The following is a 13,863-nucleotide window of genomic DNA, read 5'->3' as shown; positions in this document are numbered from 1 at the left end:
TTACAGAAGCACAAAAATACACCAAATAAACACGGCGTATTTTTTAAAAATATTGGCAACGTTTAATAAAAAGATTACCAGAATTATTGGATTAGATTATGGCTAAGGTTGCGTTTACCGCTCCACATGCACAAGCAGCGGAAGTTGGATTATCGGTGTTAAAAGAAGGCGGCAGCGCCGTCGATGCAATGGTTGCAGCCGCAGCTGCCATTGCCGTTGTTTATCCACACATGAACAGTCTCGGTGGCGATGGTTTTTGGATTGTGCAAAAGCCCGGTGATAAACCCGTTGCCATTGATGCCTGTGGCAGCTCCGGTAGCCTAGCAACCATTGGCCGTTATCAAGAATTATTAGCGCAAAAATCGTTAGACAGTATTCCAAACCGTGGTGGTTTGGCGGCAATCACCCAAGCAGGCACCATCGCCGGTTGGCATTTGGTACGCGATATTTTTGGCGGCAAAAAATCTTTACCGCTCTCGCGTTTATTAGGCCCGGCCAAAGACTTGGCTGCAAACGGCATTAAAATTACCGAAAGCCTCCAAGCTGCATCGGAAAAAACCTTTGACGAGTTAAACGGTTTTAAAGCGTTTAACGAGCTTTATTTAGACAATGGTAAAACCCTAACCGCGGGTAAAACCTTGGTGAATAAAAATCTCGCCGACATGATCGATCACTTAACGGTTGCTGATCTTGGTTTGATGGATTTTTACCAAGGTGATATTGCCAATACCATTGCTAAAGAATTAGAAAAACAAGACAGCCCAATTACTCGCCAAGACCTAGCGGCATTTAAAGCCGAGGCGCTTACCCCTTTAACCACCAAAACCTCGAAAGGCCATTTATTTAATATGGTCGCACCCACGCAAGGTTTAGCGTCGTTAATTATTTTGGCGCTGTACGACCGAGTGTATAAAGAAGGTTGGAGCGAAGCCGAGCGTGTGCATCATATTGTTGAATGTACTAAGCAAGCGTTTTTAATTCGCGATAGTTTTGTGTGTGATCGTGCACGCATGAAAAAATCGGCACAAGAATTTTTAGATTCCAGCTCATTAGATGTGTTGGCTAAATCCATTGACAGTAACCGTGCATTAGAATGGCCACGACCTGCCGAACATGGCGATACCATTTGGATGGGTGCGCTCGACCAAGACGGTACCATGGTGTCGTTTATTCAAAGTATTTATTGGGAATTTGGCAGTGGTTTGGTCATTCCTGATTTAGGTTTGGTGTGGAATAACCGCGGTTTGAGTTTTAATTTAAATAAAGATCATCACAATCACTTAACACCAAACGCAAAACCGTTACATACGTTAAATCCTGCATTTGCGTTACTCGACGATGGCCGACGTTTCAGCTACGGCACCATGGGTGGCGAAGGTCAGCCACAAACTCAAGCGGCCTTATTTACTCGTCATATCTATGATGGTTTATCACTTGAAGATGCTATCGCTAAAGATCGTTGGTTGCTTGGACGTACTTGGGGTGATGTTAGTAACAACCTTAAATTAGAAAAAAACCTGGCCGACGAAATTGCCGGAGATTTAACTAAGTTAGGCCACGAAGTTGCTGAAGTACCAAGTCAAATCGAAATGATGGGTCATGCTGGCGGTATTATTTTATCGGAAAACGGCGATTTACAAGTCGCCACCGATCCGCGCAGTGACGGTGCTGGTCTTTGGGCGAATGTTTAATTATTCATTTTTACCTGCGCTATCGAGTTGATTTTTAAGCGTTGATTCGATAGCCAAATGTTCAGCGTCAAAAGTTTTTATCAGCATCTTTAGGAACCTCCGATTAACTCATCTCTGATTTAATCGAGAACAGAAATTGTGAAGAAATTGAAAATGCCATTTTCAATTTCTTCACAATTTCAATCACGTACAGTTCTTGAAATTGGCGGCACATCTCTGTGTCGCTGGAAACACTGGGTTAATCAGAGTTTCCTTTAGTATCGTTCGGTGTTCTTTTAGAAAAATACACTTTTGTGTTTTTTTGAAAGAACACCGGCCCAAATGTTAATTTATCCATTTTTTAAAACGAGTTTTCTGTGGAACAGTTTTCTGAATTACTACCGGTTTTTATCGCGTTAATTTTTACAGGTATTTTTGCGGGAATTCTAGCCGGCCTGTTAGGTGTTGGCGGCGGAATTGTAATTGTGCCGGTGCTTTACTTTGTTTTCCAAGGCTTGGGTATTGATCCGGCAACAGCCATGGTGGTTGCAACCGGTACATCTTTGGCGACCATTATTCCTACTTCTATCTCGTCCATTCGTGCGCACAACACCAAAGGTAATGTCGATTGGGATCTGCTTAAACGCTGGGCGCCGTTCATGATATTAGGCGTGCTTTGTGGCAGTTATCTGGTCACCATTGTTAATGGCCATATTTTCAGTATTTTATTTGGTGTCATGGCGGTTTTAGTTTCGCTTAACATGTTGTTTCGGGCCAAAGCAAAACCCTTGGCCGAAAGTCTTCCGGGAAAACCGGGCCAGAGTGTTATTGCCTCTTTGATTGGGTTTTTCTCGGTGATGGTCGGTATTGGTGGCGGTACTCTTGGTGTACCTACCTTAACGGCATTTAATGTTGCTGCCCATCGTGCGGTTGGTACAGCGGCTGCTTTCGGATTTTTAATTGCGTTGCCCGGTGCCTTAATGATGCTTTTACAAGGCCAAACACCCGAAAACGCGCCGCAATACACCTTTGGTTTGGTAAACCTGCCGGGCTTAGTTGCCATTGTGCCTTTGACCGTTTTGTTTGCACCAGTTGGCGCGAAATTGGGTTCTAAACTAGACGGCGCTCTTTTGAAAAAAATCTTCGCGATTGTGTTGGCAATCACCGGCGTGCGCATGTTAATTCAAGTGGCTTTAACGCTGTTTTAAGCGTGAGTTGAAAGGTAATTACGATGTTCGATAGTAAAAAACACGACCAAATAAATCCTCCCGCTCGATTATTAATGGGGCCGGGACCAATTAACGCCGACCCGCGCGTATTAAGAGCCATGTCGGCGCAGCTTGTGGGCCAGTATGATCCTGCCATGACCGCGTACATGAACGAAACCATGTCGCTGTATCGCGATATTTTCGTTACACAAAACCGATGGACTTTATTAATTGATGGCACCTCACGCGCTGCCATCGAAGCCTGTTTGGTATCTGCCATTACGCCGGGTGATAAGGTATTAATTCCAGTCTTTGGCCGTTTTGGGCATTTATTAAAAGAAATTGCCGAGCGCTGCGGTGCTGACGTTTATGTCATCGAAAAAGCATGGGGCGAAGTATTTACACCCAACGAAATAGAAATTGCCATAAAAAGCATTAAACCTACGCTTTTAGCGTTGGTGCAGGGCGATACCTCGACCACCATGTTGCAGCCACTCGAAGAGATTGGAAAAATCTGTCACGACCACGGTGTGCTTTTATATTGCGATGCAACCGCGTCGATTGTTGGCAACACATTATTAACCGACGATTGGCAAATTGACGCTGTTTCTTGTGGTTTACAAAAATGTCTGGGTGGCCCGTCTGGCAGCGGCCCAATTACCCTTAGCGAAAAATTCGTCGAACACATTCGTAAACGCCACCACGTAGAATCGGGAATTAAAGCATCTCATCATATTGAAGGCAGCGGTGATCGCATTCGCTCGAATTATTTTGATTTACCGATGATATTAGATTACTGGGGCGAAGAGCGTTTAAACCACCATACCGAAGCAACCACCATGCTCTACGGTGCTCGTGAATGCGCGCGTATTGTTTTGCAAGAAGGATTGGATAACTGCATTGCCCGTCACGAATTGCACGGCCAAGCCATGTACAAAGGTTTAGCCGCCATGAATCTCGAATTATTCGGTGATTTAAATCATAAAATGTCGAATGTGGTTGGCGTGGTAATTCCACCGGGTGTTGACGGTGAAGCCATTCGCAAACAAATGCTGTTGGATTTTTGCATCGAAATCGGCACCTCATTTGGTCCACTTGCTGGCAAAATCTGGCGCATTGGCACCATGGGGTATAACGCGCGCAAAGACACTGTACTGACTACTCTTGCTGCTCTTGAAAATTGTTTACGAATATCTGGTCATCAATTAACGCTCGGTGCTGGCATTGACGCTGCGCTTGTGGTTTATGGGTAAAGAATTTATGTCGCAACAATTATTGAGCGACTTCGACAGTCAGTCTGCATGTAAACGATTACTGGAACGTTGTGACCTCTTAGCGGGATTTTCTGCCTTAAAAGATGGAATTCTTCGCGCGTATTTAACGCCAGAACACCAACTCGCTAATCAACAAGTGGCCGACTGGATGAATGCCGCGGGCATGAGCACATGGCAAGATCAAGTCGGTAATGTTTGGGGGCGATACGAAGGTAACTTGCCAAAAGCACCGGCGTTAATATTAGGTTCCCACCTTGATACGGTTCCTTACGCGGGACGCTACGACGGTATTCTCGGTGTTTTATCGGCGATTGAACTTGTTAGCGAATTAAACGAAAAACATATTCGCTTTGATCATGCGATCGAAATCGTCGGTTTTTGCGACGAAGAAGGCACTCGATTTGGCACCACATTGATCGGCTCAAAAGCGCTGGCGGGTTTATGGCAAGACGATTGGTTATCTGTTACCGATGAAGACGGTATTTCCATGGCGCAAGCGCTTAAAAACTTTGGTTTAGATCCAGAGCAATGCGCGAATGCCAAATTAAATTCCGAGAAAGTGTTAGGATTTTGGGAATTACACATTGAGCAAGGCCCGGTATTAGAGGCCGAAGACTTACCCGTTGGTATTGTTACGGGTATTGCCGGTGCAAGACGCGCGAGCATTCAGCTAAAAGGTCAGGCCGGTCACGCCGGTACTACGCCCATGAATTTACGTCGCGACAGCTTATGCGGTGCCGCAGAAATAACCCTCGCCATTGAAAAAATCGCTAACACCGTTGGTGGTGATTTAGTTGCGACCGTTGGGCAGATGTTTACCAAACCCGGTGCAGTTAATGTCATTTCAGGCCAAACACTACTATCGCTGGATGTACGTTCGCAAAATGATCAGTTGCGTGATCAAGTGATTGAAACCATCAACGACACCAGTGAAGTCATCGCCGGACGAAGAAACTTAGAATTAAGCTGGAGTCATACTCATCGTGCCGCGGCCGTGATGTGTGAACAGAGTTTTCAAGAAGTGTTTGCCCAAGCCATTGATACGGTTTTCATGAGTCGCTTGCCCATTCGTTATTTACCGTCTGGTGCAGGGCATGATGCCATGGCAATGGCAGAGATTTGTCCGATGGCGATGTTATTTTTAAGAAGTCCGAGAGGACTCAGTCATCATCCTGACGAATCTGTTATTCCAGAAGATGTGAATGCAGCCTTAAGAGTTTTTTTTCAGTCATTAACAATCTACATGACAGGCATAACCTCTGAATAACTCAGAGGTTATTAAACACAATCGCAACCTTATTTTTTTAACTGAAAAAACAATAGAGCCTCTTCTAGAGGCATTGGGCCTGAATAGAAAAATCCTTGGAGAAAATCGCAACCAAGGTTAATAGCGGCATCTTTTTCGCAGTTACTCTCAATCCCTTCCGCCACAACTTTCATATCTAACCGATGCGCCATTTCTACAATACCGGCAACTAAGGCCTGGTTTCTGGTGTTTTTATCAATATCGGCAATAAGAATTCGATCTATTTTTAACACATCAAATGGTAAATCCAAAAGATAAGTAATAGAGGAATAACCGGTGCCAAAATCATCTAACGCTAAAGTTATTCCTTCCCTGCGTAAAAGCTCAATTTGTGTCTTGCATTGATTAATATTTTGTACAACTTGACGCTCGGTAAGTTCTAAACAAATTTGATTGGGTTCAAGGTGAGAAATCTCAATTTGATTCAGAAGCCTTCTTGAAAAATGAGGGTCACTTAATTGGTATGCATCCACGTTAATCGCAATTTTTTGCAATGGTAAGCCCATGATTCTTAAACCTTGGCTCAATAGACTGCTTTTTTGCGAAATAATCTGAGTTATATTATTAATTGTAGGCGTCGATTCAGCAATGGGAATAAATTCCGAAGGGCTAATATTACCGAGCTCGGAGGAATGCCAGCGGGCCAGAGCTTCAACATAAACCAAATCCGGATCGCTAACCGAGATAATAGGTTGAAAAAATGCTACTAATTCGTTTTTTTCAATGGCCTTAGTAAAACTGGATTCAATTTTCTGGGTTCTTGCATACTGTGCCGCTAATTTACCAGAATAAAAACAAATGGATTTTTCAGGCTCTGATTTTGCCTCATACATCGCACAATCGGCGTGTTTAATGAGTAAATCCAGAGAGTCAGCTTCAGGGTAAAACGCAATACCAATGGATGTGCTCACGCTAATTTCGTGAGGGCCAATTTTAAATGGTGTATCGAACTGCTGTTGAATGCGTTTTAACAGCGGATAAATTTCGGTTTTATCTTTTAATAGGTCAGTAATGATTACAAACTCATCGCCGCCCATGCGTGCCAAGAACTCAGTGTCTCTGACAATGCACATTAAACGATTAGAAACCTGTTTTAATAACTCATCACCTGCTACATGGCCGTAATTATCATTAATTTTTTTAAAACCGTTTAAATCGAAATACATTAGACTTGCTAAACATTTATAGCGTCTGGCTCGGTGAATAACTCGGGAGGCGACATCGGCAAAGTAAGTGCGGTTGGCCAAGCCTGTTAACGAATCGTGCTTTGCTTGCGCTTCTAATTGAATATTTTTAAATGCGGCATCTTGTAAAGCGAACTTAAGTTTTTGCTCGATCTGCTTTCGCTCACTAGCGTATCTAAGACTCCGTTCTAGAGTTTCTGGGGTAACGTGATTCTTTGATAAATAATCTTGAGCACCGTTTTGCAAAGCATCTATGGCTTTTTGTATATCGTCGTCACCGGTTAAAACAATGATGGGTAGATTTGGAAACTTCTCGCCAATTTCAACTACGTTATTAACGCCAGAGCTATCAGGTAAATTCATATCAAGAATTAGAGCGTTAAAAGAATTGGTTTCTAATGCTTGAAGAATTTTTTTAAATCGATCAACACAAAAAATGGAGTACCGGTTACCGAAGGAATTTTTTAACATTTCTGAAAAAATTTCGGCATCTAAGGGATTATCTTCGGCCATAAGAAAAATATTCTGGCTTTCAACGATAGTGCTCTCCACGGTTCGATTCTCAATTGCTGTTGACATAAATTATATTTTTCTAAAGTTGTTACTCGATGCTTGTGGGTTGTTGATAGACAACTTTTAAACCGCCCATATCAGAATTTTCAAATCCGATATGTCCATTATTAAGTTCTGCGATATACCAACAAATTGTTAAACCAACACCTAAACCCGGATATTCGTTATTTGCACATAGACGTTTAAAAGGTCTACACAGGTCTTCGTGGTTATTTTGTCTGACACCAATTCCGTTGTCTTCAATTGTAAAAATGAGAATGGAACCATCTAAGGTTAGTCGAATCTTTATTTTTGTTTCTATTTTAGGCTCTTCAATTTTCCTAAATGTTAGAGCATTTTGGAGTAATGCCGTCACAAGATAATTCCAATGCTCGACATTTACGGTTGCAAATATATCGTGATTTATAAAATCGATATTAGCGTCGTTGGATAAGGCTGAGAAATCATTAATATGACTATTAATTAAATCTTTAAGATTGGTATAAATTCTATTATTTTCAGACTTAGAAATACCTCTCAAGTTAGATAGGGCTAATATCTTTTCTTGAAAATCTTTACTGGAAATTGCTAAATAATCTAGCCATACAGCAATCTGAGGTAATTCACGTAAGGCTTGTTGTTTAGCAATAAGTTGAGAAAATTGATGCATTTGGCGAGCAGATGCGCCTAAATCGTGAGTGATTCCGTAGATTAACTTATCAACAAATAATTTAGAAACAGAACCTTCCGATTCTGGGGGGGAGTCTGTGGATGCCATATTCTATTTCGATTGAATGAATTAAAAAAACGTCTCAACTTTACATTTGAACTTTGGCTAAACCGATGCTGCTAGTCTACTGTTAGGGTAGCAGAAATTTCTAAATTATGTGAAACCACCTTTATATACCATCTTAGAGTGCATTCTATGGAATACATCACGGGGGATGTGTTTTCTGATCTAACCACCAGTTCGCTAATGGACGCCATTCCTGACGGAATTATTATTGTTAGTAATACGGGAAAAATATTAGCTGTCAATAAAGCATTAAATATTTTATTTGGCTATGAAGGATCTGATTTAATAGAAAAAAATATTAGTGAACTGATTGGTGATATCGAATTCTTTACACAATACATCGATTCGATTGTCGGTGGAGATCAAACTAACGAATCGTTGATAGGGCGTCAATACGAACTATTAGTTGAAACAAAAGAACAAAAAGCTGTTTTCGTGCAACTGGGTATCAATCACTTTCAACGAGGTAAAGAATTAAATGTTATAGGGATATTCAAAGATATTAGCTACCAAAAACGTCAACAAGACATCATAGATGCAGAGCGTAAAGAATTAGATACCGTGCTCAATACGGTTCTAGATGGTGTGATTACCATCGATAAATACGGAGTAGTTAAAAGTTTTAACCCAGCAGCCGAAAAAATATTTCTTTATAAAGCCGAAGAGATCATCGGGTTAAATATCAAAACTCTTATGCCTTCGCCATACCATGAAGCTCACGATGGGTATTTGTCGAATTATCACAAAACCGGTAAGCGAAATATTATTGGTGTTGGAAGAGAGGTATCGGCTAAGCGAAAAAATGGAGAATGTTTTCCTATAGAGCTTGGTGTTAACGAGATGGAAGTTAACGGAAAAACCGAGTATGTAGGTACAATTCGTGATATTACAGAGCGAGTAAGTAGCCAGAGAATCATTAATAACTATATTAATCAGTTGAAAAGAAGTAACCAAGAACTAGACGATTTTGCCTATATCGCGTCCCATGATCTTAAAGAGCCCATACGTGGTTTAGCGAACAATGCCAGTTTTCTATTTGAGGATTTTGAAGATAAATTAGGCGATGATGGTAAGCGTCGTATAACGAGAATCCAACAGCTCTGTACACGCTTAGAAAAATTGATTGATGATTTATTGTACTTTTCGCGACTAGGTCGACAAAGTTATTCTCTCTCTAAAATTAATATCAATAAGATAATTACCAATGTTGCCGATGATCTACGGGAGTTCTTAGAGCAAGAAAATGCAAAGGTTATCATTGTTGGCGAATTACCAAGAATACGTTGCGATTCAATAAAGATCAGAGAAGTTTTCTTGAATCTTATTGTTAACGCTGTCAAATATAACGATAAGAAAGAAAAGATAATAGAAATTGGTCATGATCCATCGGCGCCTTCTAGAGGAATTGAAGGTGTCACTCTTTACGTAAAAGACAACGGAATAGGAATTGAAGAAAAGTTTTATAACGATATATTTAGAATATTCAAACGATTGAATTCAGAGGATGATTCTAAACGCGGTAATGGAGTTGGTTTGACCTTCGTGAAAAAAATTATCGAAAAACACAATGGTAAAATATGGGTAGAGTCCAGTGTTGGTCTGGGCACGATCTTTTATTTTAATATTAAAGACATAGAATTATGACAGAGTTATCGTATATTTTAATCGTAGAAGACAACCAAGACGATTATGAAGCGACTTTACGAAGTTTCAAAAAAAATCGATTTATGAACCCTATAAAGTGGTGCAAGAACGGTAAAGAAGCTTTAGATCTCATTTTGCCTGAAGAAGACGAAGAACACACGAAATTAATAAACCCTAATATCATATTGCTGGATTTAAATATGCCTGGGATTGATGGGCGTGAAGTTTTGAAGGTGCTGAAATCTTACCCAAAAACACGTTCAATACCCGTTATCATTTTAACAACCTCGGCAGATGAGAAAGACATTGAACATTGTTATCAGCTAGGAGCGAGTACATATATTCAAAAACCCGTTTCATTTGAAGGTTTAACCGAAGCCATTAAGAAGATACAGGACTATTGGTTTGGTATTGCTATCTTGCCGAAACAGATTAACTCAACATCGCACTGAAAATCGTGAGCATAAATCAATTTGAAGCCGTCAAAATCGGTACATCGAATGTAGCCGATAATTTACCCGTTAGTAAACAACTAACTATATTGATCGTTGATGATAGCGAAGATGATATTGAATATGTTACTCGCTCATTATCGAGAAAAAGTAAATACAAATATTTTTTTTTAAAAGCAGCGAGTTCAAAAGAGGCAATGCTTTGCTTAAGTGAGCATACGCCTGACTGCATTTTGTTGGACTATTCTCTCCCCGGTGAAACCGGACTGACCTTATTGAGTACCATAGTTTCCGATAAACCTTTTTTACCCGTCATTCTTTTAACCGGTATGGGTAGCGAGGAAGTTGCCGTAAAAGCGATAAAAAGTGGTGCGTCTGATTATGTGTCTAAATCTAAAATAATTTCCACCAATTTAGAAGCCAGTATTTTACAGTGTATTGAGCAAAAAAAATACGAAAATATTATCGAAGACAAAAATATAGAAATCTTAAAGTATCAAAATAGTTATATTGAAAAACAAAAAAGAACTGAGCGTGTAGTTGATGCGACAGGTATTGTGTTGTGGGAATATGATCTTTCGTCGGACAAGTTTTATATAGACGAGCGTATAAAAAATATTATCTACTCGACGTTTGATGCTAGTTTGTCTTTAAAAGATTTTCGATCTTTGGTTCATCCTGATGATTTGGAGTTTTTGAATTATCACTGGAATAATTTTGTTTCCTATAAAACTGAGAAATTTAATGTCAGTTATAGAATAAGAGGTGCAGCAGGGAAGTGGGTTTGGATAAAAGATATCGGTAATCGATTAGAAAGTGATTCTGATGGACAGCAAAAAATAGTGGGTCTTATTCAAGATATCAATAAGGAAAAAAACGAAGAATTTATTATTAATCAGCTTTATTCCACTTCCTTCGATTTGCAAGGTTCATCTCAAGAGAAAATTGATAAAATCTTGCTGTTAGGTTTAGAGTATTTCGATTTTCAATTTGCAGTTGTCAGTGAAATTAGAGACAAAGATTATATTATTCGTTATTTTTCTTCGCTTGCCTTAGAAGATATTTCTCCCGGGGATGTGTTTTCTCTGGATGAAACCTATTGTTCCACGATTTTTGGTAAACCCGGTGTTTATTACAGTTCTAATTTTATTATTCCCTCGGCAATTTCTAGTGTAAAAGTAAAAGGCTATATTGGTACGACACTTTATATTAACAGTCTTCCTTACGGAACCTTGTCATTTTATTCTACTAAAAAATTGGCATCAGATCTGTCAAGTCGTGAAAAAAGCTTTATGGGCCTGTTGACACAGTGGATATCCAGTGAGCATTCAAGAAAATTATATACCGATAAATTGGAGGAATCTGAGGAGTTTTTGGATCTAATACAAAACTCCATTCCCGATCCTTTAACAGTGAAGGATGAATCGTTAAAAATTGTTCGAGCAAATAAGGCTTATACTGAGTCTGTTTTATCGGATTCTGCTGTGATACCAGTTCGCAAAACTTTATATTCAACCTCAAATATGGATGAAAAAGTTCAAGGTAAAAGGTTAAAAGGCTTGTCTGATATAATTTTTGATCCAGATTCCTTGGTGTTAAACGGTAACCCCTGTGAATTTGAAGAATGTTACAACATTGATCAAAATATAGAAAAGTCGTATTTAACGAAAAAGATATTATTCAAAGATAAATCCGATACGAGTTACATTTTATCTTTGAGCAAAGATATTACACAATTAAGAGATATTCAGTCTCAATTGGCCTTGAGTGAAGAAAAATTCGAAACCGCCGTTGAAGCGTCAAATATTGGTATCTGGCGATACAACCTTCTATCCGGTGAGTTCTATTTGTCGCCCAAAGCTCGCGATCTTTTATATATAAAAAATAAAGATAAACAGTCGTTAGATACATTAAATAATTGGTTAAATACACTTTATCTCGATGATCGAGAGTTAATAAAAGAAAAAATAGAGTCGCATTTACTGAACGAAGAAAACTTTAATGTTGAATTTCGTGTTTGTCACAGGAAGAATTCTGATCCGTTATGGTTTCGAATGAAAGGCGATAGTGTGCGTGACGAGCTCGGAAACCCTGTTAGCATGTCTGGTGCTCTAGAAGATATCACTTCTATCAAGAAATCCATTAACGAACTCATTAAAGCTAATGAAGAGCTAGAACGATTTGCATACATGGCTTCTCATGATTTACAAGAGCCGCTTAGAATGGTATCTGGTTTTATGTCGTTACTTAAAAAACGATTTAAGACTGGAGATGTTCTGACAGAAGCTGCTGAAATGTATATTGATCATGCCTGCCAAGGTGCGACACGTATGCAATGTTTGGTTAAAGATCTTTTGGAATATGCTCGTGTTGGTGATGAATCTGAAACTTACCAAATTGTTGATTTGGATCGATTAAAATCTCAGGTACTGACCAATCTTGAATCGGGCATCTCGGATAAAAACGCAGTCATTCGTTGGTCTAAACTTCCGAAGGTTCGTGGCAGTGCGGCTAGGTTGTGTTCTGTTTTTCAAAATATTATTGGCAACGCCATTAAGTACTCACGTAACGATGTGCCGCCGGAAGTAATTATTTCCTGCGAGTCAAAACGTAATTACTGGTTATTTACCGTTACTGATAATGGTATTGGTATTAAGCCCGAATTTTCCGAGAAAATTTTTGAGCCTTTTAAGCGTCTACACGGGAAAAATGAATACTCGGGTGTCGGCATGGGTTTATCTATCTGTCGAAAAATAATTGAGTCTTTAGAAGGAGAAATCTGGGTAGAAGCTAACTCTGGTGATGGATGTAAATTCGTTTTTACTCTCCCTAAAGTTTAGCGAGTCTTTTGGGAATAGATTGGTTGGCCCTGAGTTCTTGAGCGCTAAACGCTTTGATCGGAGTATTGTTACTGCTAGGCTCCGATTTTTCGGCAGTGTTTACGATAGCAAGTTATTGAAAAAGCATAGCGATCGAAATTTTATTTTGATTTCTCTCGTCTAATGAAACTAACGATGGCTTAATCGGAAGTTTTTGTAAGTTTTTTCTGGCTCTTCGCTAAGTCAACGTTAACTTAATTTAACAAAGATTTGGTCTAAAAAATGAAAAATAATCGATCTGTAGATATTTTGTTGGTTGAAGATAATCCCGGTGACGTAATTTTAACGCAAGAGGCTTTTGCCGAAGCCAAGATTGTAAATAGTATTAGCATTGCTAAAGATGGAGAAGAAGCATTAAATATTTTGTTTTCTAGACCCGGTTATGAGCAACACAGCAAACCAGATTTAATACTCTTGGACCTAAACTTACCTAAGGTAGACGGGCGCGAAGTTTTGGAAAATCTTAAAGGTGATGATGTATTAAGACGTATTCCCGTAATTGTACTCACAAGTTCTGAGTCTGAGAGAGATATTTTAGAATCTTACGATTTACACGCCAACGGCTACATTGTAAAACCTTTAGATTTAAATCAGTTTGTTAACGTAGTGATTGCATTGGATAATTTTTGGTTTGATGTAGTAACGCTGCCACCTAAAATAGATTAGTTGATATAGTGTGAATATAATTGCTTGCTTTTAAAAGAAATTTTATTAAATAGTACTTTATGCAGCGCTGTTATTTTCGAATATTTAAGCCGGTTTTACATCAAGATATTTGTTTATATTACTCCTTTTCGAATTAATATTGTTGACACTCCTGCCGCTATTTTTTGTTTCATTCAGTAACGCCGCTTTATAAATTCCTCATATTAAATACAATTTTTACAATTATTTTATG

The 13,863-nt window shown here is 39.3% G+C and carries 10 protein-coding genes; 8 read left to right on the top strand and 2 right to left on the bottom strand.

The window, feature by feature from the left end; all coding sequences use genetic code 11:
• Window positions 1-98: 98 nt before the first annotated feature.
• The 4 genes from ACYQ28_RS05955 to ACYQ28_RS05940 all read left to right on the top strand — a co-directional run bounded on the left by ACYQ28_RS05955 (window position 99) and on the right by ACYQ28_RS05940 (window position 5,419).
• The gene (locus tag ACYQ28_RS05955; protein WP_460048778.1) at window positions 99-1,691 is read left to right on the top strand and encodes a gamma-glutamyltransferase family protein; all 1,593 of its coding nucleotides are present in this window, start codon (window positions 99-101) and stop codon (window positions 1,689-1,691) included.
• Window positions 1,692-2,047: 356 nt separating this feature from the next.
• Window positions 2,048-2,878, top strand: a complete 831-nt coding sequence (locus ACYQ28_RS05950; RefSeq protein ID WP_460048776.1) for a sulfite exporter TauE/SafE family protein — start codon at window positions 2,048-2,050, stop codon at window positions 2,876-2,878.
• Window positions 2,879-2,901: 23 nt separating this feature from the next.
• Complete coding sequence (locus ACYQ28_RS05945; RefSeq protein ID WP_460048775.1) at window positions 2,902-4,131, top strand: pyridoxal-phosphate-dependent aminotransferase family protein; 1,230 nt, start codon at window positions 2,902-2,904, stop codon at window positions 4,129-4,131.
• Window positions 4,103-5,419, top strand: coding sequence for an allantoate amidohydrolase (locus ACYQ28_RS05940; RefSeq protein ID WP_460048773.1), 1,317 nt, complete (start codon window positions 4,103-4,105; stop codon window positions 5,417-5,419). Before ACYQ28_RS05945 ends, ACYQ28_RS05940 begins: the two co-directional genes overlap by 29 nt.
• A gap of 29 nt (window positions 5,420-5,448) precedes the next feature.
• Here the strand turns inward: ACYQ28_RS05940 and ACYQ28_RS05935 are convergent, their stop codons facing one another.
• Both ACYQ28_RS05935 and ACYQ28_RS05930 read right to left on the bottom strand, forming a co-directional pair.
• On the bottom strand, window positions 5,449-7,221 hold the full coding sequence (locus tag ACYQ28_RS05935) for a putative bifunctional diguanylate cyclase/phosphodiesterase (protein ID WP_460048772.1): 1,773 nt from the start codon (window positions 7,219-7,221) through the stop codon (window positions 5,449-5,451).
• A 22-nt stretch (window positions 7,222-7,243) separates the two neighbouring features.
• Window positions 7,244-7,972: an ATP-binding protein gene (locus tag ACYQ28_RS05930; RefSeq protein ID WP_460048771.1), complete on the bottom strand. Its 729-nt coding sequence runs from the start codon at window positions 7,970-7,972 to the stop codon at window positions 7,244-7,246.
• Between the two features lie 147 nt (window positions 7,973-8,119).
• Here ACYQ28_RS05930 and ACYQ28_RS05925 point away from each other — a divergent pair, with 147 nt between their 5' ends.
• From ACYQ28_RS05925 to ACYQ28_RS05910, 4 genes are all read left to right on the top strand, one after another.
• On the top strand, window positions 8,120-9,634 hold the full coding sequence (locus ACYQ28_RS05925) for a sensor histidine kinase (RefSeq protein WP_460048769.1): 1,515 nt from the start codon (window positions 8,120-8,122) through the stop codon (window positions 9,632-9,634).
• A complete protein-coding gene (locus tag ACYQ28_RS05920; RefSeq protein WP_460048768.1) occupies window positions 9,631-10,086 on the top strand; it encodes a response regulator in 456 nt (151 codons plus the stop codon). The genes ACYQ28_RS05925 and ACYQ28_RS05920 overlap by 4 nt, the downstream gene beginning before the upstream one ends.
• 5 nt (window positions 10,087-10,091) lie before the next feature.
• Window positions 10,092-12,926: an ATP-binding protein gene (locus tag ACYQ28_RS05915; RefSeq protein WP_460048767.1), complete on the top strand. Its 2,835-nt coding sequence runs from the start codon at window positions 10,092-10,094 to the stop codon at window positions 12,924-12,926.
• A gap of 261 nt (window positions 12,927-13,187) precedes the next feature.
• Window positions 13,188-13,631, top strand: a complete 444-nt coding sequence (locus tag ACYQ28_RS05910; protein WP_460048765.1) for a response regulator — start codon at window positions 13,188-13,190, stop codon at window positions 13,629-13,631.
• Window positions 13,632-13,863 lie beyond the last annotated feature (232 nt).

The organism is Sessilibacter sp. MAH1 (genome assembly GCF_054658315.1).
Note: the sequence above shows the minus strand (reverse complement) of the source record. Positions and strands in the feature narration are given on the sequence as shown.